We start from the raw sequence: 22793 nt of genomic DNA on the forward strand, positions 1-22793 counted from the left end.
GCAGGCCCATGGCAACAGTGCTCGTGGTCGAGGACGACCCCTTCGTACGTTCCGCCCTCATCCGCCACCTGACCGACACCGGTCACGCGGTCCGCAGCGTGGGCACGGCTCTGGAGGCGCTGCGGGAGGTCGCCCAGGTCGGCTGCGACCTGGTGATCCTCGACCTCGGCCTGCCCGACCTGGACGGCAGCGAGGCGCTCAAGATGATCCGGGGCCTGACCAACGTGCCGGTGATCGTCTCCACCGCCCGGGACGACGAGGCCGAGATCATCCGGCTGCTCAACGACGGCGCCGACGACTACTTGGTGAAACCTTTCTCCGGGGAGCACCTCAGCGCCCGGATGACCGCCGTGCTGCGCCGGTTCGGCGGCGGCGCCGCGCCCGTCGCCCAGGTGCTGCGGGTCGGCGGACTGGCCATCGACCTCCAGCGGCGGGAGGCCGCGCTGGACGGACGGCCGCTCGACCTGACCCGCCGTGAGTTCGACCTGCTGGCCTTCCTGGCCGCCCGGCCCGGCGTGGTGGTGCCCCGCAAGGAGATCCTCGCCGAGGTCTGGCAGCAGACCTACGGCGGCGACCAGACCATCGACGTCCACCTCTCCTGGCTGCGCCGCAAACTCGGCGAGACCGCCTCCAACCCCCGCTACCTGCACACCGTCCGGGGCGTCGGGGTCCGGCTGGAGGCCGCCGGGGGCCTGGCGGAGCACCGGACATGAGGCGGTTCGGGCGCTCGCTGCGCTGGGCCCTGATCAAGGCCGCCGTGGCCGGCACCACCATGGTCGCGCTGGCCTTCCTGATCCCGCTCGGGATGATGGTCCAACAGACCGCGCGGGACCGGGCGTTCACCGCCGCCGAGCGGCAGGCCGCGGCGCTCGGACCGGCGCTGGCGATCACCACGGACGAGGACGCGATCACCCGGGCCCTGGCCAGCACGGACGCCGGCGGGCAGGGGCGGATGGCGGTCCACCTCCCGGCGGCCGGGCAGCCCGCCGGGGCGGGGGGCGGCGACGCGCTCCACGACGGCGGTGCCGGGGGCGCCGGGGCGGGTGGTGCCGGGGCGGGTGGTCCCGCTGCGAGTCCGGGCGCGGGGAGTCCTGGTGCGAGCGGTCCCGGTGTGGCGGCCGCCGCGGTCGGCGGGCCCGGGGGGCCGATGCTGGGGGAGGGGCGCGCCGCGGCGGCCGACGTGGCCACGGCCGGCGGGCAGGGCCGCTCCTTCACCGTGCAGGTGGCCGGCGGGTACGCCCTGCTCCAGCCGGTCGCGGTGGACACCGGGCGGACCGCGGTGGTCGAGGTGTTCGTGGCCGAGAGCGACCTCACCAGGGGCGTCGCCACGGCCTGGCAGGTGCTCTCCGCCGTGGCGCTCGGCCTGGTCGCCATCTCCGTGCTGGTCGCCGACCGGATGGGCAGCCGCATCGTCGCCTCCGCGCGCAAGCTCGCCGCCGCCGCCCGCTCGCTCGGCGCCGGGAACCTCTCGGTGCGGGTCCCGGTGGAGGGCAAGCAGGTCGAGGGCAGCCCCGAGGAACTGCGCGAGGCCGGCCAGGCGTTCAACACCATGGCCGACCGGGTGGTCCAACTCCTCGCCGCGGAACGGGAACTGGCCGCCGACCTGTCGCACCGGCTGCGCACCCCGCTGACCGTGCTGCGGCTCAACGCGGCCTCGCTCGGCGAGGGCGACGCGGCCGACGCCACCCGGCACGCGGTCGCCCAACTGGAGCGCGAGGTCGACCAGATCATCCGCTCGGCCCGCCGCGCCCCCGAGGACGCGCCCGCCGTCGCGGTCGGCTGCGACGCCGCCGAGGTGATCCGGGAGCGGGTCGCCTTCTGGTCGGCGCTGGCCGAGGACGAGGGGCGCCGCTGGCAGCTGGCCGGCGCCGAGCAGGCGGCGCCGGTGCCCGTCCAGCGCGGGGACCTGGCGGCCGCCGTCGACGCGCTGCTCGGCAACGTCTTCCGGCACACCGCCGTCGGCACCGCCTTCTCGGTCGACGTGCTGGCCACCGGCTGCTCGGTGATCGTCCTGGTCGGCGACGCCGGACCGGGGTACAGCGACCCGGCCACGGCCCTCAGACGCGGCGAGGGACACGGCGGCGAGGGCTCCACCGGCCTCGGCCTCGACATCGTCCGCAAGCTCGCCGAGTCCACCGGCGGGGACGTCGTGCTCGGCCGCTCCGCGGTGCTCGGCGGCGCCGAGACCCGGCTGCGGCTGCGCACCGGGCCGCAGGAGGCGCCGCCCGCGCGGGGCGGACGGCGGCGGGCCCGGGGCGCGCTGTTCCAGAAGTGACGGCAGGGCGCGGCGACGGCGGTGGCTTGAGCGGCCCGGGCGGTGGGGCGGCTGGGCGCGGCCCGGGCGGCTGGGCGCGTCGGGCGGGTCCTTCTCGTACGGGCTCATCCTTAACGGCGACCTAAGGGAGTTCTACCCCTCGCTCAGCCCGGCGGTCACGGCCCCGGGCCGCGGCTAGCGTCGGTCGTGCCGGTCACCCGACCACCCCGGCGCCGACCCGCACCCCGACCGTCACCCCCACGGCGACCGGTGTGCCCTTCCCCCGGGTCGGCGCCGGGGCCGGTCAGAGGCGACGCGTCACGCTGCGTAGTTGATCGTGTCCGATCCCAGTCGGGCGGCATCCGGTATCGTCGCTGGTTGGCCGAGCCGTGGACGGAGTGGACAGTGACAGCGGTGCAAGACGAGCGCAGCCCGGTGCGGACCGCACCCGACCCCTCGCCCGCCCCACTGCCGGACCGGCTGCGCCGGGCCCTCGGTGCCCCCGTCCGGGCGCTGCGCGAGGCCCCCCGCCGCCCGCTGCTGGCCGCCTCCGCCGTGGCGCTGCTGTCCCTGCTGGTGTACGCGGTGGTCCGGCACTTCGTCCACACCTCGATGGTGGACATGATCGTCTACCGGGCCGAGGGCGCTGCCGTGGCCGACGGCACCGACCTGTACGCGCTGCGCGTCACCGAGTGGAACCTGCCCGCGACGTACCCGCCGTTCGCGGCGATGCTGTTCGTCCCGACCACCTGGTTCCCGGTCCCCTTCCTCCGGGTGGCGATCACTCTCGGCAACCTCGGGCTGCTCGCCCTGCTGACCCACCTGTCGTTCAAGCTGGTCGGCTGGCCGCGCCGCGAGCTGCGGCCGATCGGCGTGATCCTGGTGACCGGCCTCGGGGTCTGGCTCGAACCGGTCTTCACCACGCTCCGCTACGGCCAGATCAACCTCGCGCTGGCCTGCCTGATCCTCTGGGACCTCACCCGTGCGGACGGGCGGCGCAGCAAGGGCGTGGCGATCGGCATCGCCGCCGGCATCAAGCTCACCCCCGGCCTGTTCGCGGTCTACCTGCTGATCACCGGCCGGATCCGGGCCGCCTTCGTGGCCGGCCTCACCTTCCTCGGCACCTTCCTGCTCGGCGCCCTCGTCCTGCCCGACGCCACCTGGGGCTTCTGGACCAAGTACCTCTACGACTCCTCCCGGGTCGGCAAGACCTGGATCGTCGACAACCAGTCGATGCGCGGCGCCTTCGCCCGCCTGCTGCACTCGGCCGACCCCGGCACCGTCGCCACCGTCGGAGCCGGCCTGGTCGCGCTGGCCGGTCTCGGCGTCGCCGCCTGGGCCGCGCGCAGCGGCCGCTGGCTGCCCCGGTCCGAGGCCTGGGGCGTCTGCTGCGCCGCCGTCACCGCCGTGCTGATCTCGCCGATCAGCTGGACTCACCACTGGGTCTGGTGCGTGCCGATGCTCGTCCTGCTCGCCGCCGAGGCCTCGGTCGAGCACGCCCGCCCGGTCGGCGTCCGTCGGCTGCGCTGGCGGGCCGTCTTCTGGGCCACGCTGGTCGCCTTCCTGTCCTTCGCGATGTGGGCCGCGAAGCCGGTCGGCCTGGCCGTCCTCGACATGCCGCTCTGGCGCCAGCTGCCGACCTCGGTCTATCCGTGGGTCGGACTCTGCTTCCTGCTCGCCGCCGCCGTCCGGATAAGGGCCCGAAGGCTCTCGGCCGGCGCGCCGCTGGTGCGGCTGCCCGGACAGCGGGACGCCGGCGGCCCGGACGCCGCCCGCGGTCGTCAGCAGGCCCCCGCGGCCCGCTGAGCCGGCGGGGGCGCCGCTCCTGCTTCCCTGGATCCTGCTTCTTCCGGTCGTTCCGGTCGTTCCGGTCCTTCCGGGTTTTCCGCCGAGCCCGCCGCTCGTTCTCGCGCTCGCGCCCGTGCTCGTGTTGCCGTACGTGCCACTGCACGCTGCGGCGCACGCCTAGGCGAGCAGCTCGGCGAGCGAGCCGTCCAAGTCCAGCGCGGCCAGCTCGCTGCCCGGCGGGACGAGCCGGTGCGCCCGCTCCAGCCAGGCCGCGACGACCGGCAGCGGGGCCTCCAGCAGCGCGTCCCCGGCGGGCGAGCTCAGCGCCAGGCAGAGCACGCTGCGCCGGCCCGAACGGGTCGGCCAGATCCGCACGTCGCCCTGGCCGCACGGGCGGAAGGTGCCCTCGACGAGCAGCTCGCGGGCGAACACCCAGGTGACCGGGGAGCCGGTGTCCAGGTGGAAGGTCATGTACACCGCGTACGGGTCGTGGCTGCCGTAGGAAAGCCGGGCCGGGACGGGGACGCTGTGCTCCGGCGAGAGCACCAGGTTGAGCTCCAGCTCGTGCTCGACGACGCTGACGGGACGCTCCATGATCGTCTTCCTCTCTGTCTTCGGGTTGTGCCCGGCTTCGGGCCCCTGTGACCTTTGAGAGGGCGGTCCGCACCGGCTCTTACACACGTTTCCGGGATTTCTTCGGGAAGTCCGGTGAGGGGTGGTGAACAGCGGATGACACGGCGTGCGGGCAGTCGCCGTGCGCCTGGTTCTCTACCTTGAGCGGCCCTCCGCTGTCCGGCGAATCGCGAACTTTCCGTCACGGCTCCGATGAGGTACTACCCTTTGTGACTGCCCGGCGACTTTCCGCCCACCGGAGGTGCCCCCACGCGCGCCGACCGCCGGGAGCGCGCCGGGTCGTGCGCGCGGGTGGACGCGTCTGCGGTGGTCGGGCCCGGTCGGCCCGCACCCTCCTCGTCAGGACCTGCCAGGAAAGAAGACCCCCATGACGGACCGCCCCTTCGCCGCCGACGGCGACCCGGCCGTCGCGCCCGAGCCCGGCTACTACCCCGACCCGTCCATCCCCGGCTACGTCCGGTACTGGGGCGGCGCGGCGTGGGTGCCCGGCACCAGCCGGCCCGCGCCCGCCGGGGGAGAGGTGCTGGAGCCGCCCCGGTACGTGACCCGGCGGCCCGCCCCGGGCGGTGCGGCGGCGCGGGTGGTGCCGCCGCCGGTGGTGCCGGAGGCCGCGCTGCCGGGGGCGGTCGGGGTGCCGGAACCGGTGGTCGTGGAACCGGTGGTCCCGGGACTGGCGGTCTCGGGATCGATGGCCTCGGGGTCGATGGCCTCGGAGGCGGTGGCCTCGGGGTCGGTGGCGGAGATGCGGGCCGGGCTGCCGGCGGGTGGGGGCGACACCGGGCCGGTGTACTTCGACCAGACCTCGGGTGGGGCGTCCTTCGTGCTCGGGCCCCGGGTGGCGGAGGTGATCGGCGGGCCGGTGTTCCGGACGGTCGACGGACCGGGGGCGTCGCCGGGAGTTTCGGCGGGGATGCCGGCCGTGGGGGTATCGGCCGTGGGGGTGTCGTCCGCGGGGGTGCCGTCGGGCTTCGCCGGCGCCGAGCCGCCCGGGGCCGTCCCGGTCCAGGCTTCGGCCGCTTTCTCGGCCCCGCCCCTGTCCCCGTCGCCTTCCCCTTCCCCTTCCCCTTCCCCTTCCCCTTCCCCGGCCCCGTTCCAGGGTGTCGGGGAATCCGGCTGGCAGGCCGATCCGCGGGCGCAGCGGGGCCTGATGGACACGGGCGACGCACCGCGTTGGGTCTCCTGGGGGGTGCTTCCGGAGGTACTCGATGTGGAGCAGGGGCGTGTGGAGCCCGAGCGCACTCCGGCTGCCGCGGAACTGGCCGCCGCCGGCGCTCCCGTCGTGGCGGTCGCGGTGCGGGAGGCGCCCGTGCCGGCCGTCCTGGCCTCGGGGTCGGTGCCGGTGATCGGCGAAGAGGCGGTGGCGGCCGCCCCTCCGGGCCCGGGACCGGGGCCGACCGCGACCGCGGTCGCGGCCGCCTCGAAGTCCATGGCCACGGCGGCGGTCGCGGCGACGGCGCCCGTCACTCCGCTGCCCGCCGTGCGGACGCTCCGCGAGATCGCCGTCCAGCCCCGCCCGTCCGCCTCGGCCTCCGCCGCCACCGTTCCCGCGTCCTCCGGGGCCGCGCGGGCCGCCGGGGCCGCCGGCAGCGCTCGGGCCGGCCGGACCGGTCGGACACGTCGGGCCGGCAGGAACGCCCGGGTCGCCGAGCCGGCCGGCCTCGGCCGCCGACTGGCGGCGCGGGCGGTGGACACCGCCGTCCTGCTGGTGGTCGCGGTCGCCGCCGGGATCCCGCTCGGCCGCTCGGTGACCGACCACCTCCAACGGAAGGTCGACCAGGCCCGGATGGCCAGCGTCCTCGCCCGGCGCCAGGTCCAGGTCTGGCTGGTGGACGACGTGGTGCTGGGCAAGGTCGCCGTGCTGCTCGGCATCCTGCTGTTCGTCAGCCTGCTCTACGAGGTGCTGCCGGTCGCCCGCACCGGCCAGACCTTCGGCAAACGACTGGCCCGGATCCGCGTGGTGGACGCCGCCGCGCCGGCCGCCCGGGCGGCGAGGCTGAGCCTCGGCCGCTCGCTGCTCCGGTGGGTCGTGCGGCAGTTGGGCACGGTGCTGCTGCTCGGACTGGTCTGGCCGGTGTTCGACCGGACGGCCCGGCGGGGCTGGCAGGACCGCGCGGCCCGTACCCGGGTGGTGCGCGGCTGAGGGCAGCCAGGGGTCAGTGCAAAACGGACAGAATGTCCCGAACATCGAGAATTCGTGATGTTCTACTCGGGGACATGAGCACCCACGACCCCTCAGGCTCCCAGCCGGAGGGGGGCGGCAAGCCCTCCTTCGACAAGCAGCCCCCGCAGCCGGGCGGCGGCACGCCGGAAGGCGAGCCGTCGGGCCCGACCCCGTCCAACGGCCAGTCCGGCGGCGAGTCCGGTGACCAGTCCGGCAGCCCCGGCGCCTACCGGGGAACCTACGGCGGCAGCCCGTACGGCGAACCGACGCCCGGTCAGGACCCCTACGGGCAGTCCCCCTACGGCCAACCCCCGTACGACCAGCCGCCGCCCGGCCACGGCACCGGCTACGGACCCGGCGCGTACGGCACACCCGGCGCCGGCCCCGTCCCCGGCATGCCGCCGCTCGGCACCTGGCCCAAACGGATCCTCGCCCGGCTGATCGACTACATCCTGGTGCAGGTCATCGCAGTCATCGTCGTGGGGCCCTTCGTCGACCTCAGCACACGCAACGGCTCCACCGAGGCGTTCTGGCTCGGCTGCGCCATCTACCTCGTCTACGAGGCCCTGATGCTCAGCCGGGACGGCCAGACCCTCGGCAAGAAGGCGATGAAGATCCGCGTCGCCATGCTCGTCGACGGGAACAAACCCACCCCGTCCGCCGCCTGGACCCGCGCCGCCGTCTTCATCCTCCCGGCCGTCATCTGCTGCGCCGCGCTCTGGTGGATCGTCGACGGATTCTTCGGCGTCTTCGACAAGCCCTACCGGCAGTGTCTGCACGACAAGGCCGCGAAGACCGTGGTGGTCACCACGGAAGTCTGAGCGGAGCGACAGGACACGCCCGCGCCCGGCGGCCGATCAGCGCTGCCGGGCGTACGCGTGCCCGGCGGCGGCCGCGGTGCGGTCGGCCGAACCGGCCGGATCCGCGGGAGCGGCCGTCCCGGCGGCCGACCTGGCCGCGGCGGCCGACATCGAAAGCACCGTCACCACGGTGCCGAGCGCCAGCGCGAACCCCACCAGCACCGCGACCGCCAGGACGCCCGAGGCGCCCGAGACGGCCAACAGTGCCACCGTGGAGGCGACGACGGTGAACGAGCCGAGGCAGGCCTGGGCGACGGAGGGGCGCGGCATGGCGGGGGGTCCTTCGCACGTCGGGGGGAACGGGCGGGAATGGTGCCGGATCCCGTGGTCCTACCCCACGGGGAGACGGGTACGTCCAGGCTAGTCCCCGAACGCGGGGGCACAGGGGGCGCACGGGCTCACCCCGGGGTCGTCCGACCCGGTCGGTACGGTGAACCGAAACCCGTCGACACCACGCGTCACCGCACACGCCACCACCACCCGGGGGAACCGACCATGCCCATCCCCGCCGACTGGCCCACCACCGAGGCCGAGGCACTCGCCGAACAGGAGCGGCTGCGCCCGCTCGTCCAGGCCCACGACGACCCGGGCCACGACCCCGCCGCCCCCGGCACGCTCATCGCCGGCGTCGACGTCGCCTACGACGACGACCGCGACCTCGTCGCCGCCGCCGCCGTCCTCCTCGACCAGGACACCCTGGAGGTGGTCGAACAGGCCACCGCCGTCGGCCGGATCGCCTTCCCGTACGTCCCCGGACTGCTCGCCTTCCGCGAACTCCCCGCCGTCCTCGACGCCCTGGCCGCACTCACCCACACCCCCGACACCGTCGTCTGCGACGGCTACGGCCTCGCCCACCCCCGCCGCCTCGGCCTCGCCAGCCACCTCGGCATCCTCACCGGACTGCGCACCCTCGGCGTCGCCAAGACCCCCTTCACCTTCGACCACCACACACCCGAAGCGGCCCGCGGCTCCTGGACGCCCCTCACCGACCCCGCCACCGGCGAGGAGGTCGGCCGCGCGGTGCGCACCAGGACCGGCGTGAAACCCGTCTTCGTCTCCGTCGGCCACCGGACCGGCCTCGACACCGCCGTCCGCACCACCCTCGACCTCGCCCGCCACTACCGCCTTCCCGAGACCACCCGGCACGCCGACTCCCTCTGCCGCCGCGCCCTCGCCGACGCCCAACAGACGGGGACGAACGCGAACTGACCAAGCCCCGGGCCGGATTCGGACCCGGTGTGTTAGACATGAGACACCGGGGCCCGGCCCCGACCGCCAGGGACGGACGCACGGGGGGCGCCGAAATGGGAACAGGGACCACCGGTACCGGCTCCACCGGCGGAGCCGGACAGGGCTACCGCATCGAAGTCGAACAGCTCCGCACCTTCGCCGGCCAAGTACGGCTCCTCCTCGCCGACTTCCAGAAGCACGCCGACGGCACCGACACGCACGGCCGCAGCGCCATCGGCAAGAACGCCTTCGGGACCTTCGCCGAGGCCACCGAGATCCACGGCCGCTACGGCACCATGCGAGACGCGCTGCGCGACGTCCTCAACCAGCTCCAGGACGCCGTGGACGAGGCCCAGCAGAAGGCCGACCTCACCGCCGTCAACTACGAGGAGCAGGACCGGCACGCCGCCACCAAGCTCAAGGTCGGCGACGACGGCTGGTCCGTCGCCCACCCCTCCGCGAGCAGCCAGGCCGCGGCCCAGCAGAACCGCACCCCGTCCACCCGCGGCAACGCCACCGTCTGACCCGCGCCCGCCCGGACCGAACGGAGGCCGACCGCCCGTGGTCTACACCGACTTCACCAAGTACAGCCACGCCCAACTCCGCACGATGGCACAGGCCCTCGACCCCGGCGCGGTGATGGCCGCCGGCGACCCCTGGCGCAAGGCCGCCGACACCCTCAAGCAGATCCGCCAGACCCTCACCAAAGCCAGCACCGAAGCCGCCACCTCCTGGGAAGGCACCACCAGCGACGCCTTCCACACCCGCATGCTCACCCTGGCCGCCAGCATCAACAACGCCGCCGCCTACGCCAACGACGCGGCCAACATCCTCCACAACGCCTCCGAGGCCATGGCCAAGGCCAAACGCGACATGCCCGAGGAACCCGGCAACTGGGACAAGGTCAAGGACACCGTCGGCGACGCCCTCTTCGGCGACGACGACGAACACATCCCCCTCGCCGACCGCAAGAAGGCCGAAGCGGCCGCCATCATGCAGACCCTCGCCATGCACTACCGCATCGCCACCCCGGCCCTGAAGCCCCCACCGCCGTACGACGCGAAGAGGCCACCTACGGATCCGGTTCGGGGCCAGGATCGCGATGCGCCCAACGCGGAGGACCCGAGTGGTTCGGCTGCGGCGGCAGGGGCTGTGATGGCCGGGATGATGGCTACCGGAGAACGGACAGCTCCTGCGGCAAAGGGCGCCTCCGGGGCCGCAGCTGGGAGACCGTCAGGTCGATCGGTCGCTCCAAGGGCCAGCGTGGCGAGGGCGACCGCACCGACTGACTCGGGCATCAAGGGAGGAACCGTACAAGCGGCGCCCAAACCGCTGCCATCGGCAGTGTCGGTCGGGGCCGCACCCACGAACAAGCCGGTGACCGGGTCGGGGGTTGGTGCCGGAGCTGGTACAGGGATCGACGGCACAGCTGTCACGACCTCTCCCTCTCCGAACACCTCGGTCACCACGCCTTCAAACAGCGGGCTTCCCGCCGGACCCGGTGGTGGTCCCGGCTCACCGAACGGGACCCCGCGACCGGTTGTCGGTATGCCGGGTCGAGCGGACGGTGAGACCGTTCGGGGCTCCGGACCCAAGAGCATGGCCGGCAGGGAGGCTGAGGTGGTCGGCCCGGCTCCGCGCTCGGGGCGGGCTTTCGGTGTGCAAGAGGCGGTGGTCGGTCGTTTCGAGCAGGGTGGCCGCATCGCGCCGAACGTGCGTGCCGGGGACGGTACGTCCGGGAAGACCGGTGGCGTTGTCGGAGGCAGCGGTCGCTCCGGCGGTCGCGAGAGCGGCCGGCAGGCCTTCACTGAGGGCGGTTCGGGTCTCGGAGCTCGCAACCGGGTCAGGAGGGAACCGGTGGCCGGGTCGACGGGCGGGATGGGCCCTGTGATGGGCGCAGCGGGCACCCATCACAGGGGCAGCAACAAGAAGAATGAGGGGAAGCGCCCCGACTATCTCGTCGAGGATTCCGAGACCTGGGAGTCGGACAAGAACGCCAACCCGAACGTGGTGGAATGATTGATCTCCGCCGCCGTGCGGACTGACGGATCTGTTGTCCCGCAGGACGGAGAGCCTAGGGGGCGCAATGCTGACTGGGGTTGAACGTGTCGAGTGGCCGACTGGTACGCGTTGCTGGTGTGCTGACTACTGGAGCCCTGCTCTGGGGGGTGGCCGCAACACCGGTAGCGGCTGATCAGGTGCGGGACTCGCAGTGGGCTCTCCGATCCTTTGACGTCGAGAACAAGATCTGGTCTCAGAGTCAGGGCGAGGGCGTCGTTGTCGCTGTGGTGGACAGCGGAGTGATGCAGGACCACCAGGACCTGACTGGACAGGTGCTGTCAGGCACCGACTTCTCCGGGGCGAAGACCGATGGCCGGGTGGACAATCTCGGCCACGGCACCGGAATCGCCAGCATCATTGCCGGGCATGGTCACGGAGACAGGGCCGGGGTGATGGGCCTCGCACCGAAGGCCAGGATTCTTCCGGTGCGTATCAGGACCAATGGGGAGTCTCCGAACCTCGACCAGTCGGACATTGCACTCGCTGTTCGGTATGCGACCGACAAGGGCGCGAAGGTCATCAACATGTCGCTCGGCGGGTACTCGCGGCTTGATTCCCAGGCACGCGATGCGATCAAGTACGCGGTGTCCAAGGACGTCGTGCTTGTCGCTGCGGCCGGGAACGGTGATGGTACTTCGGTGGAGTACCCTGCCGCATTCCCGGGGGTCGTAGCGGTGACTGCGGTTGACGAACAGGGGAAACTCTGGGCGAAGGCGACGCCAGGGCCCGAGACCACACTGGCAGCTCCTGGCGTTGAGATCTACCACTCGTCGGTGAAGTCCTCGTCGAGCTACGGAATCGGCCAGGGCACGTCGGACGCCACCGCCTACGTGTCCGCCACCGCGGCGTTGATCAGGGCGAAGTACCCGAACCTGTCGGCCGGGCAGGTGGTCAATCGGCTGATCAAGACGGCCACTCCTCCGGTTGACGGGTCTGCGGTGCCGAGTGACCGGTACGGGTACGGGGTGCTGGCGCCGGGGAAGGCGCTGGAGGCGAATCCTGGGGTGGACGACGGGCCTCGGGAGAATCCGTTGGTGGGGCGGAAGGAGTCGCAGGGGGCGCCGCCAGCGGATGATCCGACGGATGGGGCGTCGGAGGAGGCTGTTGCTCCCGGGGCTGAGGGTGGGGGTAGCAGCGGGAACGGGATGGGGGCCGTCGTGGGGGTGGCGGCGGGTGGTCTGGCACTGGTGGTCGGGCTCGTGGTGGTGCTCGTGGTGCGGGGGCGGCGGCGGGGTCAGTGAGTGGCGAGCCATTCGGTGCGTAGGGCGGCCATCTGGAGGACGTCCCAGTAGCGGTCGTCCCAGTGGTGGGCTTGGCGGGAGCGGCCTTCGAGGGTGAAGCCGGACTTGCGGTAGGCGTGGGCGGCGCGTTCGTTGTACTCGAAGACTTCGAGGTGGACGCGGTGGAGGCGGATGGTCTCGAAGGCGTGGCGCAGGACCAGGAGGGTGGTTTCGGTGCCGATGCCGCGGCCGGTGGCGTCCGGGGTGAGGGCGATCCGGTAGCTGGCGGAGGAGTTGTCGGGGTCGACGTCGGTGAGGGCGGTTTCGCCGAGGAAGCGGCCGGTGGTGGGGTCTTCGACGGCGAGGTCGAGGCGGTCGGGTTGTTCGGCGCGGGTGGTGCACCAGTGGTGGATCCGGTCGCGGGTGAAGGCGGTGCGGGTGCCGGTGAGCCGGTTGGTCTCCTCGTCGGCGCAGAGTTCCCACATCGGGTCGGTGTGCCGTTCGTCGAGGGGGACGAGTCGGATGGTGGGGCCGTGCAGGGTGGGTTTGACGGCGAGGGCGGCGAGATCGGCGGTCATGGTGCCCAGGATGGGTGGTCGGGTTCCGGTTCGTCCACGTATTTGTCCTGGAGTGCGCGTGGGGATGGGCGCGCGCGTCGGGCGAGTGCGCCGGGTGGGGCGCCGGGGTGGCAGTAATTCGGCGACGGCTGGCGTCAATGCCGCTGGTGGGGTCCTCCGGTGGCGGGGATGCTGGGCCCATGAGTACTTCTGAGAGCACGCCGGGGGCCACCGTCGACGCGGGGATCGTCCCGGACACCAAGGACTGGACCTGGGTGCTGGAACGCCCCTGCCCCGACTGCGGGTTGGACACCCCGCGGGTGGTGCGGGAGGACGTCGCCGGGATGGTCCGGGCCAACGCGGAGGGCTGGCTGGCGGTGCTGGCGGGGGACGGGGAGGGGCTGCGCCGGCGGCCGGCGCCGGGGGTGTGGTCGGCGCTGGAGTACGCGTGCCACGTCCGGGACGTCTTCCGGCTGTTCGACGTCCGGCTGGGTCTGATGCTGGACCGGGACGACCCGCTGTTCCCCAACTGGGACCAGGACGGGACGGCCGTCGCCGAGCGCTACGGGGAGCAGGATCCGCGGGTGGTGGCCGGGGAGTTGGCGCGGGCCGCGGAGACGCTCGCCGCGGCCTTCGAGCGGGTGGCCGGTACGCAGTGGGAGCGGACCGGGAACCGCAGCGACGGGGCGCGGTTCACGGTCGAGTCGTTCTCCCGGTACCTGATCCACGACCCGGTGCACCACCTGTTCGACGTGACGGGCGAGCGGGTCTGAGACCGGGCGGGGGTTGGCGGAAGGGCCGCGGCCGGCGGCCGGGGCGCGGCGTCACCAGCCGGAGGCCTCGCGCAGCATGGTGCGGCGCAGCCGCCCGGCCACGCTGGCGGCGTCGGTGCCGATGACGTCGGCGATCTCGGGGGCGGCGAGGCCGACGACGTAGTGCAGGATCGCCAGGTCGTCGTCGGCCGGGTGGCGGTCCCGGTCGGCGGGCATCCGGCGGCTGTGTTCGGCGACGGTGCCGCGCAGGATATCCCAGGCGTGCGCGGTCGGGTTGGAGCTGCCCATCAACTCCCGCCAGAGCACCGCGATTTCCGCGAAGGCCTGCTGGACGGCGGCGGTCGCGGCGCTGTGCTCGGTCAGCCACACGTGCGCGTAGCTGAGGTACCGGGGGCGGTGGAGTTCGCAGAAAGCGGTGAACTCCAGTGGTACGTCCGCCGGCTCGCCGGGCCCCGGGGGCGGCTCGGCGGGACTCTCGTGACGGTTGGTCATCTCGGCTTCTCGAAAAGGGAGATGGGTTTCTGACGGTCGATCATCTGTGCTCACTCTACGGTAGGCCCTCGGTGCGCTGGGTGACCAATCCGATGGAATGCCCGGAACCCGCCGCCGCCAGGCCGGTTCCGGTGGAGAAACGGGTGCGACGAGGCGGCGGGACGGCCGGGCGGGGGGCCGGCGAGGGCCGGCGGGGCAGGGCTGCGCAGTGGCGTGGGACTCGTAGGTGCGAGCGTGTCGCGGCTGGTCAGAGGGTGTGGACGGCGATGGCTGCAAGGCAGTTGATGTGCCACCGTAGGGCCTGGGGAGGCTGGCGTCCACGCCCAGGGCGCGAACCTGTGCGCGCACAACCACCCGCACAACCGCGCTCGCGATCAGCACGGAGATCGTCGTGAAGATCACCACGGACGGGGGCATGGTCGTCACTGCGGTGACGACCGCACGGGGGACGGCGCCCATCGGGGCCGGCGTGCGCGGGACGGCGGGCACGGAGGCGGCGGGCCGGGGCTCGCCGCGCCCATCGACCGCGCCCCGGCGGTCTGGACGGGACCGGCCGGGGCGGTGGGGCGGGCGGATCGACTGCCCGTCAGGAGGTGGTCCGGGCCTCCGTGGGGGAGATCCGGTCGGCGGCGCTGTCCCGTTCGACCTGGGTCGGGAAGGCTTCGACGGCCCGCCGTCGGGCCGCCTGTGCCGCCGTGGCGGCAGCGGCCGCAGCCGCCGCGGCCGCCCCGGCGGCGGCCTCCTCGCGTTCGCGCCGGTGCGCCGCACCCGAGGAGTGCCCACCCGCGCCATGAGTGCCCGCGCCATGAGTGCCTGAGGCGTGAGTGCCCGGGGCGTGTCCACCCGCGGCGTGCCCCCCGGGGGCGTGCCCGCCGCCGGTCAGCGTTCCGGGGGTGAGGCCGCCGGCCGCGAGGGTTCCGGCGGGCCGTCCCGCCGCCCGTCGTCGGCGGCCGAGCGCGGCCCGGGCGGCGTGTTCCTCGGCTGCCTGTCTAGCGGCCAGGTAGGCCTGCACGGCCGCCATGCCGTAGACGGGTTGGATGAGTTGGTGGCCCTTGAAGAAGGGCCTGGCCGGGGCGAACCCGGCGGCGACCACGAGGTCGCGGATCTCTGCTATCTCGGCCTCACTGCGGGCGGTGAAGCGGACCTCCCAGCCCTTCTTGTACGTATGGCCCTTCTCGCCGCTGCGGCGGGCGGGGTCCGGGCGGCGGACGTATCCGGGCAGGCGGCCGAGGCGGAGCTGGGCCGCGCGGAGGCCGGCGGTCTCGTCACGTGACATGACGTAAGCCTAGGCAATCCCCGGGGCGGGATTGACGCCTTGGGGGTCCCTCGCCGTATGCCCTTGGTCACTCTGGGTCAGGCGACCAGGTCGGCGATCGTTTTCGATCACATATGACAACCTGATGAGCGTCAATTACTCCAAATGAGTGAGGGTATGAGGACTTTAGTGCGGGCTGATCCCGGTTTCGCGACGGTTGAGTAACAGTGCGTCAGGGTCCCGGTCGCGGGTCCTGGCGGTTGGGGATGGTGTCGGCATGAGCTACCGGATTCCGTCCCCGCCGCCGTCCCTGGAGGACCTGGCGAAGCGTCAGCAGAACGTCGTCACCGCGAGTCAGTTGCGCGCCCGGGGCGTGCCGGCCCGGATCATCACCGAGCACTGCCGCCGGGGCGGTCCCTGGCAGCGGATGCTGCCCAGGGTCTACCTGCTGCAGGCCGCCGAGCCCACCCCCGAGCAGCGGATGTGGGCCGCGCTGCTGTACGCCGCGCAGAACGGGCGCCAGGAGGGCCGCGGGGAGGGCGCGGTGATCACCGGCGCGGCCGCGCTGGCGCTGTACGGCTTCACCGTCGTGCCCCGGCTGCCCGCGGTGACCGGGGTGGACGTCCTGGTGCCCCGGCAGCGCCGGCTGAAGGACGTCGGCGGGGTGCGGATCCGGCGCACCGAAAGGGAGTTGGTGGCCCGCTCGGTGCACGGCCTGGCCTGTGCGCCGGTGGCCAGGGCGGTCGCCGACGCGCTGGTCGAGTGGACGGCGGAGCCGGGTGGCCCGGCGCCGGTGCGCGCGGTGCTGCGGGAGGCCGTCGCCGGGCCCGGGAACCGCTGCACGGTACAGGAGTTGGTGACCGAGCTGGCCGACTCCGGGTTGACCCGCGAGCCCCGGGTGCGGGCCGCGCTGGACGAACTCCTCGCCGCCGAACGGGACGTGGTGCTGGAGCGGCTGGGCCGGCTGGTGGACGAGTGGCGGCTGCCCGCCCCGCTGAACGCCCCGGAGCTGCGGATGGGCGGCGGCACCTACATCGCCGTCCCGGACCTCTACTGGCCGGAGCGGGGCGTCGCGGTGGAGGTGGACCCGGAGCTGCGCTGCGTGAGCGAGGGCGAGGCCGCCTGGGTGCGCGGCGGCCGGCAGCGGATGGAGTACCTGGGCGTCCGGGTGGTGTACGTCTGCGGGGCGCGGCTGGCCGCCGACCCGGACGCGGTCGGCGGCGAACTGCGCGAGGCGTACCGGGCCGGCGGGACGGACGTGGTGGAGCTGCTGGTGGTCTGAGCGGACGGCGGCTCCGCGGGCACCGCGCCCGCGTCCACCGGAGCCGCTACGGACGCACCACCGGTTCGCCGACCAGCTCGACCCCGGCCGCCCGCAGCTCCGCCAGCGCGGCGGCGGTGGTCTCCGGGGCGACCCCGGCGGTGAGGTCCAGCAGCACGCGGGTGGTGAAGCCCGCCCGGGCGGCGTCCAGCGCGGTCGCCCGGACGCAGTGGTCGGTGGCGATGCCGACCACGTCGACCCGGTCGACCTGCCGCTCGCGCAGCCACTCCACCGGACCGCGGTTGTTCTCGTCCAGCCCCTCGAAGCCGCTGTACGCCGCCGAGTGGGCGCCCTTGTCGAAGACCGCCTCGACCGCGCCGGAGATGACGGCGGGTGCGAAGTTGGGGTGGAAGCCCACGCCCTCGGTGCCGGCCACGCAGTGCGGCGGCCAGCTGTCGACGTAGTCCGGCTCGGCGGAGAAGTGGGCGCCCGGGTCGATGTGGTGGTCGCGGGTGGCGAGGATGTGCCGGTAGCCGGGGGAGGACTCGGCGATCAGGTCGGTGATGGCGGCGGCCACCTCGGCGCCGCCGGCGACGGCCAGGCTGCCGCCCTCGCAGAAGTCGTTCTGCACGTCGACGACGATCAGTGCCCGGTACATGGCTCGCAACCTCGGATCTCGGGGGCCCGCGGGAGGCGGCGCCCCGGTGGGGGAGCCCTCGGGAGCGCGCGGCCCGGCCGTGCCGGGCGCGGGGGGTCCTCGGGGAGCTCCGGGGGAACTCGGGGAACTCTACGGCTGACTCTAGGGAGTGGCGCGCGGGGGCGGAAGCCCCGGGGCGGGTCCGGCGCCCGGGGCCGGAACGCCGGACCGGCCCCGGGCTCGGCTCAGCGGGCCGGCCCGGCGGGCAGCACCAGTTCGGTCGGCAGCACCGGGTCGCCCTTGGACAGCTGGGTGGCCGACAGCGGCAGCGCGGCGCGGGCGCGCACGTGCCGGTCGCGGGCGGCGCTCAGCGGCTCCCGCCCGACGGTCTCGCCGGCCAGCACCAGCGGCACCTGCACCAGGTGCGGCCGCAGCTCCTCCGGGACGGGCCCGGTGCCGACCACCTCGGCCTCGGCCGCGCCGTCGGCGTCGGGCCGGCGGGCGGCCCACTTGCGGCCGCCGATGCTGGTCTTGCCGCCGGCCGCGCGCTTGGCCACCGGCACCAGCGGCCCGCCGTCGGTCTCGGCGCGGGCGACGAGCTTGTAGACCATCGCGCAGGTCGGGTGCCCGCTGCCGGTGACCAGGCTGGTGCCGACGCCGTAGCCGTCCACCGGGGCGGCGGCCAGGGCGGCGATCGCGTACTCGTCCAGGTCCGAGGTGACGATGATCCTGGTCCGGTCGGCGCCGAGGTCGTCCAGCTGGCGGCGGACCCGGTGGGCCAGCAGGGTGAGGTCGCCGGAGTCGATCCGGACGGCGCCCAGTTCGGGGCCGGCCACCTCGACCGCGGTGCGCACGGCCTCGCGCAGGTCGAAGGTGTCGACCAGCAGGGTGGTGCCCCGGCCCATGGACGCGATCTGCGCCTTGAAGGCGTCCCGCTCGCTGTCGTGCACCAGGGTGAAGGCGTGGGCGGCGGTGCCGGTGGTCGGGATGCCGTGGGTGAAGCCGGCCTCCAGGTCGGAGGTGGCGGCGAAGCCGGCCACGTAGGCGGCCCGGGCGGCGGAGACGGCGGCGTGCTCGTGGGCCCGGCGGGCGCCCATCTCGATCACCGGGCGGCCGCCGGCGGCGGCGGTCATCCGGGAGGCGGCCGCGGCGATGGCCGAGTCGTGGTTGAGGATCGAGAGGATCACCGTCTCCAGGATCACGGCCTCGGCGAAGCTGCCCTCGACGGTGAGCAGCGGCGAGCCGGGGAAGTAGACCTCGCCCTCGGGGTAGCCGTGGACGTCGCCGCGGAAGCGGTAGTCGGCGAGGAAGCGCAGGGTGTCCTCGTCGACCACGTCCTGGTCGGCCAGCCAGTCCAGCTGGGGGGTGGTGAAGCGGAAGTTCTCGACGGCGTCCAGCACCCGGCCGGTGCCGGCCATGACGCCGTAGCGGCGACCGCTCGGCAGGCGGCGGGTGAACACCTCGAACACGGAGCGGCGGTGCGCGGCCCCGCTGCGCAGGGCGGCCTGCAGCATGGTGAGCTCGTAGCGGTCGGTGAGCAGCGCGGTCGAGCCGGCCGCGCGCACTGAAGTGGCGTCCATACGGATGATGCTACTACCACTTAGCGTCAGAGTGACGATTTCTCGTGGAGCATGCCGGGCCGGAATCGCCCGGGTGTCGCCCGGATGGCAGCATGGGGCGTGAGGGGTTACGGACGACTGTGCAGCGAGGAGGATCCGGCGTGAGCGTCGCGCCCGTGGAGATCGAGCGCCCGGAGGTCGAAGGGGTACCGGTGACCGAGCCGGACACGCCCTGGGTGACCATCGTGCACAACGACCCGGTCAACCTGATGAGCTATGTCCAGTACGTCTTCCAGGCCTACTTCGGCTACCCGAAGGACAAGGCCAGGAAGCTGATGATGGACGTCCACACCAAGGGTCGGGCGGTGGTCTCCAGCGGCTCCCGCGAGGAGATGGAGCGCGACGTCCAGGCGATGCACGGCTACGGCCTCTGGGCGACGCTGCAGCACGACTGACGCCGGGCCGACCGGTGCCGGTGGGACGGACGCCGGCGCGACCGGGCACGGGCGGCCGGTACCGACCCGATCGGTGCCGGGCCGCCGGCCGTACGACCGAAGACGACGAAGACGGGCTGACCGATACAGATGGCTGGGTTGTTCGAGAGCACCGGCGGTGGCGGCGCGGCGATCGCGCTGGACGAGTGGGAGGCCTCCATCCTGCGCTCGCTGGAAGTGCAGTTGCTGGAGCTGATCGGCCCCGGCCCGGGCGGGGGCGGCGACGACCCGCTGGCCGCGCTGTTCGCCGAGGGGCCGACCGAGGCGCCCGCCGACCCGGTGCTGGCCCGGCTCTTCCCGGACGCCTACGGCGACCCGGAGAAGCCGAGCGACGAGGAGGCGAAGGTCGCGTCCGGGGAGTTCCGCCGCTTCACCGAGCTGGACCTGCGGGCCCGCAAGCGGGACGACGCGCTGTTCGTCGTCCGGGCGCTGGACGGCCTCGGCGACGGCGGCGGGGTGCTCAAGCTGGCCGTGCCCGACTGCCTGCGCTGGCTGGGCGCGTTGAACGACCTGCGGCTGGCCGTCGGCGTTCGGCTGGAGGTCACCGAGGACGACGAGGACGGCCTCTACGAGCTGCCGGACGGTGACGAGCGCAAGCCGCTGGTGATGGCGTACCTGTGGCTGGGTGCTCTGCAGGAGTCGCTGCTGGAGGCCATGGCGGACTGATTCCGCGCGGGCTGACCCCCTTGGGGGAGTGATCCTGCCCGATTCCGGGCAAGCCCCGGCCGTTTTGTCCAGAGTATGGACGATCGGCCGGGGCATTTCTTATGAAAATCGGGCAAACCATACCAGGTCATGCTCAAATAACGCTCAGATGGACACCGCTATCCGAACCCCACGTGGTACGACTTCTCCACCCCCGAGACCGACCAGGACGGTGCACAGTGGCCGAGAAGTTGTACGACGAAATGGTCGACAATCCACCGGATGCGGAGGGCTACGAGCGCGGGCTCGGCAGCCGCCAGATCCAGATGATCGCGATCGGCGGAGCCATCGGCACCGGCCTGTTCCTCGGCGCGGGCACCGCGATCTCCCGCTCCGGCCCGAGCCTGATCCTCTCCTACGCCGTCGCCGGTCTGGTGATCTTCGTGATCATGCGGGCGCTCGGCGAACTGCTCACCTACCGCCCGGTTTCCGGCAGCTTCGCCGAGTACGCCCGGGAGTTCCTCGGCCCCTTCGCCGGCTACGTGACCGGCTGGACGTACTGGCTGTTCTGGGTCGTCACCGGCATGGCGGAGACCACCGCCGCCGCCGTCTACGTACGGTTCTGGGCGCCCGACATACCGCAGTGGATCAGCGCGCTGACCTTCCTGGTCGTGCTCTACGCGGCCAACCTGATCTCGGTGAAGCTGTTCGGCGAGATCGAGTTCTGGTTCTCCATGGTCAAGGTCACCGCCATCATCGGCATGATCCTGATCGGCGTCGGGGTGCTGACTCTCGGCTTCAGCAAGGCCGGTGACACCGCGTCACTCGGCCACCTCTGGCAGGACGGCGGCTTCTTCCCGCAGGGCATCGGCTCCACCGTGATGACCCTCCAGATCGTGATGTTCGCCTACCTGGGCGTCGAACTCGTCGGCGTCACCGCGGGCGAGAGCGAGAACCCCGAGAAGACCCTGCCGCGCGCCATCAACACGCTGCCCTGGCGGATCATGCTGTTCTACATCGGCGCCCTGGTGGTCATCCTCTCGCTCGTGCCGTGGACCGAATTCCAGCCCGGCGTCAGCCCGTTCGTCGCCGCCTTCGGCAAGATCGGCATCCCGGCGGCGGCCGGCATCATCAACTTCGTGGTGCTCACCGCGGCGCTCTCCTCCTGCAACTCCGGGATGTACTCCACCGGCCGCATGCTGCGCGACCTCGCGCTGAGCGGCCAGGCCCCGGGGCGCCTCACCAGGCTCAACTCCCGCCGCACCCCGGCCTTCGCGATCACCGTCTCCAGCCTGCTGATGGGCGTCGGCGTGGTCCTCAACTACCTCGTCCCGGCGCGGGCGTTCGAGTACATCACCTCGGTCGCCACGGTCTGCGGCCTGTGGACCTGGGCGATGATCCTGATCTCCCAGATCCGCTACCGGCGGGCCTGGCAGGCCGGCCACCTGCCGCCGCCCACCTTCAAGGCGCCCGGCGGCGCCTGGGTCAACGGGGCCGCGCTCGCCTTCCTCGCCCTGGTCGTGGTGCTGATCGGCCTGGACCGGGACAACCGGATCTCGCTGTTCGTCTTCCCGGGCTGGGCCCTGCTGCTGGTGGTCGGCTACCAGGTGCTCAAGCGCCGCGACCCGCGGGCCCTGCGCGGCGGCGTCCAGGACCCGGAGCCCGCCGCCGGCGCCGCCGCGGACGCCCGCGACGGGAACGTGGACACCCACTGACCGCGCCCCGGACGCCCCGGCGGCCATCCGCCGGGGCGTGGCTATCCTGAGCCGCATGCTGACCATCACCCGAGAACTCCGCGACCGGATCGTGGCCCACGCCCGCGCCGACCACCCGGACGAGGCCTGCGGCGTGGTCGCCGGACCGGCCGGCAGCGGCCGACCCGAGCGGTTCGTCCCGATGCTCAACGCCGCCCGCTCGCCCACCTTCTACGAGTTCGACTCGGGCGACCTGCTCAAGCTCTACCGCGAGATGGACGACCGCGACGAGGAGCCGGTGATCGTCTACCACTCGCACACCGCCACCGAGGCCTACCCCTCGCGCACCGACGTGAGCTACGCCTCCGAACCGTTCGCCCACTACGTCCTGGTCTCCACCGCCGAGGGCAACGGCGAGGACGACCCCTACCAGTTCCGCTCGTTCCGCATCGTGGACGGCGAGATCACAGAGGAAGACGTTCAGGTCGTCGAGGCCCACCCGGCCTGACCGGCCCGCCCGCGGACCCGGCCCGCCGACCCCTCCCGAGGGGGCGGCGGGCCGCCGTCGTCTCAGCCCTGGGAACGGGAACATCCGGATCCCGAGACGGGCATGTCGGAGCGGACCCGGGAATCTATACGATGAGTCCATGCGTTCCGTCGATGTGAGCACTCAGGCCCCGGGCACCCGCCTCGTGGCGCGCCTGCACATCGACCTGTGCCGGCACGCCGGTGCGATCTGTCCCGGCACGCCCGCGCGCTCGCGCTGAGAGCCGCTTCACCTCACCCGGGCCCGCCGCCCACCGGCGACGCCGAGCCCCGGGCACCCTTCCGCCCTGCCGCGTCCGCAGCGGCCCACCCACTCCACGACCCGCACAGGAGCGCACTCATGGCCATCGAGGTCCGCATCCCGACCATCCTCCGCACCTACACCGACGGCGCCAAGGCCGTCGAGGGCAACGGCAGCAACCTCGGGGAACTCTTCGCCGACCTCGACGCCCGCCACCCGGGCATCGCCGCCCGCCTGGTCGAGGGCGGCGAGCTGCGCCGCTTCGTCAACGTCTACCTGAACGACGAGGACGTCCGCTTCCTGGAGGGCATCTCCACCGCCCTCGCCGATGGCGACAGCGTCACCATCCTGCCCGCCGTGGCCGGCGGCGCCCGCTAGACCACCCGGTTCCCCCGCCGCGGCGGGGGAACCACCCCCGCCACCCTCACCGCC

Annotated in this window: 24 protein-coding genes; 17 read left to right on the forward strand and 7 right to left on the reverse strand. The window is 73.2% G+C overall.

The features are described 5' to 3' along the window. Window positions 1-8 precede the first annotated feature (8 nt). The 3 genes from ACGF13_RS29920 (at window position 9) to ACGF13_RS29930 (ending at window position 4060) form a co-directional block, all read left to right on the forward strand. The gene (locus tag ACGF13_RS29920) at window positions 9-713 is read left to right on the forward strand and encodes a response regulator transcription factor (RefSeq protein WP_392880979.1); all 705 of its coding nucleotides are present in this window, start codon (window positions 9-11) and stop codon (window positions 711-713) included. Continuing rightward, window positions 710-2275: a sensor histidine kinase gene (locus tag ACGF13_RS29925; protein ID WP_392880981.1), complete on the forward strand. Its 1566-nt coding sequence runs from the start codon at window positions 710-712 to the stop codon at window positions 2273-2275. Before ACGF13_RS29920 ends, ACGF13_RS29925 begins: the two co-directional genes overlap by 4 nt. 384 nt (window positions 2276-2659) lie before the next feature. Next, a complete protein-coding gene (locus tag ACGF13_RS29930; protein ID WP_392880984.1) occupies window positions 2660-4060 on the forward strand; it encodes a glycosyltransferase 87 family protein in 1401 nt (466 codons plus the stop codon). A gap of 159 nt (window positions 4061-4219) precedes the next feature. On the opposite strand, the gene ACGF13_RS29935 is transcribed toward ACGF13_RS29930, so the two are convergent. Continuing rightward, window positions 4220-4636 carry an SsgA family sporulation/cell division regulator gene (locus ACGF13_RS29935; protein ID WP_392880986.1) on the reverse strand — a complete coding sequence of 139 codons (417 nt, stop codon included), beginning with the start codon at window positions 4634-4636 and terminating at the stop codon, window positions 4220-4222. Window positions 4637-5042: 406 nt separating this feature from the next. On the opposite strand from ACGF13_RS29935, the gene ACGF13_RS29940 reads away from it, so the two are divergent. Then, the gene (locus tag ACGF13_RS29940; RefSeq protein ID WP_392880989.1) at window positions 5043-6815 is read left to right on the forward strand and encodes an RDD family protein; all 1773 of its coding nucleotides are present in this window, start codon (window positions 5043-5045) and stop codon (window positions 6813-6815) included. 74 nt (window positions 6816-6889) lie between these two features. After that, window positions 6890-7657 (forward strand): RDD family protein, encoded by a 768-nt coding sequence (locus ACGF13_RS29945; RefSeq protein WP_392880991.1) that lies wholly within the window; start codon window positions 6890-6892, stop codon window positions 7655-7657. 36 nt (window positions 7658-7693) lie between these two features. Here ACGF13_RS29945 and ACGF13_RS29950 read toward each other — a convergent pair whose 3' ends face one another. After that, a complete protein-coding gene (locus tag ACGF13_RS29950; protein WP_392880994.1) occupies window positions 7694-7966 on the reverse strand; it encodes a hypothetical protein in 273 nt (90 codons plus the stop codon). 225 nt (window positions 7967-8191) lie between these two features. Between ACGF13_RS29950 and ACGF13_RS29955 the strand changes: the two genes are divergently transcribed. From ACGF13_RS29955 to mycP, 4 genes are all read left to right on the forward strand, one after another. Continuing rightward, window positions 8192-8905 (forward strand): endonuclease V, encoded by a 714-nt coding sequence (locus ACGF13_RS29955; RefSeq protein ID WP_392880997.1) that lies wholly within the window; start codon window positions 8192-8194, stop codon window positions 8903-8905. A gap of 95 nt (window positions 8906-9000) precedes the next feature. Next, window positions 9001-9450 carry a hypothetical protein gene (locus tag ACGF13_RS29960; protein ID WP_392880999.1) on the forward strand — a complete coding sequence of 150 codons (450 nt, stop codon included), beginning with the start codon at window positions 9001-9003 and terminating at the stop codon, window positions 9448-9450. A 37-nt stretch (window positions 9451-9487) separates the two neighbouring features. Further along, the gene (locus ACGF13_RS29965; protein WP_392881000.1) at window positions 9488-10945 is read left to right on the forward strand and encodes a WXG100 family type VII secretion target; all 1458 of its coding nucleotides are present in this window, start codon (window positions 9488-9490) and stop codon (window positions 10943-10945) included. Between the two features lie 179 nt (window positions 10946-11124). Next, a complete protein-coding gene (gene mycP / locus ACGF13_RS29970; protein WP_392881002.1) occupies window positions 11125-12228 on the forward strand; it encodes a type VII secretion-associated serine protease mycosin in 1104 nt (367 codons plus the stop codon). Here the strand turns inward: mycP and ACGF13_RS29975 are convergent. Next, window positions 12222-12785, reverse strand: a complete 564-nt coding sequence (locus tag ACGF13_RS29975) for a GNAT family N-acetyltransferase (protein ID WP_392881003.1) — start codon at window positions 12783-12785, stop codon at window positions 12222-12224. The genes mycP and ACGF13_RS29975 overlap by 7 nt on opposite strands. A 179-nt stretch (window positions 12786-12964) precedes the next feature. Here ACGF13_RS29975 and ACGF13_RS29980 point away from each other — a divergent pair, with 179 nt between their 5' ends. After that, window positions 12965-13537 carry a DinB family protein gene (locus tag ACGF13_RS29980; protein WP_392881005.1) on the forward strand — a complete coding sequence of 191 codons (573 nt, stop codon included), beginning with the start codon at window positions 12965-12967 and terminating at the stop codon, window positions 13535-13537. 51 nt (window positions 13538-13588) lie between these two features. On the opposite strand, the gene ACGF13_RS29985 is transcribed toward ACGF13_RS29980, so the two are convergent. Together ACGF13_RS29985 and ACGF13_RS29990 are read right to left on the reverse strand one after the other, a co-directional pair. Continuing rightward, window positions 13589-14029 carry a hypothetical protein gene (locus ACGF13_RS29985; RefSeq protein ID WP_392881007.1) on the reverse strand — a complete coding sequence of 147 codons (441 nt, stop codon included), beginning with the start codon at window positions 14027-14029 and terminating at the stop codon, window positions 13589-13591. Between the two features lie 586 nt (window positions 14030-14615). Further along, window positions 14616-15305 (reverse strand): hypothetical protein, encoded by a 690-nt coding sequence (locus ACGF13_RS29990; RefSeq protein WP_392881010.1) that lies wholly within the window; start codon window positions 15303-15305, stop codon window positions 14616-14618. 256 nt (window positions 15306-15561) lie between these two features. Here ACGF13_RS29990 and ACGF13_RS29995 point away from each other — a divergent pair, with 256 nt between their 5' ends. Next, on the forward strand, window positions 15562-16566 hold the full coding sequence (locus ACGF13_RS29995) for a hypothetical protein (RefSeq protein WP_392881012.1): 1005 nt from the start codon (window positions 15562-15564) through the stop codon (window positions 16564-16566). A 46-nt stretch (window positions 16567-16612) separates the two neighbouring features. Here ACGF13_RS29995 and ACGF13_RS30000 read toward each other — a convergent pair whose 3' ends face one another. Continuing rightward, complete coding sequence (locus tag ACGF13_RS30000) at window positions 16613-17203, reverse strand: isochorismatase family protein (RefSeq protein ID WP_392881014.1); 591 nt, start codon at window positions 17201-17203, stop codon at window positions 16613-16615. A 224-nt stretch (window positions 17204-17427) separates the two neighbouring features. Beyond that, entirely contained in the window at window positions 17428-18762 is a 1335-nt protein-coding gene (locus tag ACGF13_RS30005) for a nicotinate phosphoribosyltransferase (RefSeq protein ID WP_392881015.1), read from the reverse strand. Between the two features lie 140 nt (window positions 18763-18902). Here ACGF13_RS30005 and clpS point away from each other — a divergent pair, with 140 nt between their 5' ends. The 6 genes from clpS (at window position 18903) to ACGF13_RS30035 (ending at window position 22739) form a co-directional block, all read left to right on the forward strand. Then, window positions 18903-19196 (forward strand): ATP-dependent Clp protease adapter ClpS, encoded by a 294-nt coding sequence (clpS, locus tag ACGF13_RS30010; protein WP_049654313.1) that lies wholly within the window; start codon window positions 18903-18905, stop codon window positions 19194-19196. 129 nt (window positions 19197-19325) lie between these two features. Next, a complete protein-coding gene (locus ACGF13_RS30015) occupies window positions 19326-19901 on the forward strand; it encodes a DUF2017 domain-containing protein (RefSeq protein ID WP_392881017.1) in 576 nt (191 codons plus the stop codon). 242 nt (window positions 19902-20143) lie between these two features. Then, the gene (locus tag ACGF13_RS30020) at window positions 20144-21595 is read left to right on the forward strand and encodes an amino acid permease (RefSeq protein WP_392881358.1); all 1452 of its coding nucleotides are present in this window, start codon (window positions 20144-20146) and stop codon (window positions 21593-21595) included. Window positions 21596-21650: 55 nt separating this feature from the next. Continuing rightward, window positions 21651-22082 (forward strand): Mov34/MPN/PAD-1 family protein, encoded by a 432-nt coding sequence (locus ACGF13_RS30025; protein ID WP_392881019.1) that lies wholly within the window; start codon window positions 21651-21653, stop codon window positions 22080-22082. Window positions 22083-22221: 139 nt separating this feature from the next. Continuing rightward, the gene (locus ACGF13_RS30030; RefSeq protein ID WP_310593142.1) at window positions 22222-22341 is read left to right on the forward strand and encodes a putative leader peptide; all 120 of its coding nucleotides are present in this window, start codon (window positions 22222-22224) and stop codon (window positions 22339-22341) included. A 119-nt stretch (window positions 22342-22460) separates the two neighbouring features. After that, entirely contained in the window at window positions 22461-22739 is a 279-nt protein-coding gene (locus ACGF13_RS30035; protein ID WP_030257420.1) for a MoaD/ThiS family protein, read from the forward strand. Window positions 22740-22793: the final 54 nt, after the last annotated feature.

This window comes from Kitasatospora sp. NPDC048286 (assembly GCF_043201735.1).
Classification (GTDB): Bacteria; Actinomycetota; Actinomycetes; order Streptomycetales; family Streptomycetaceae; genus Kitasatospora.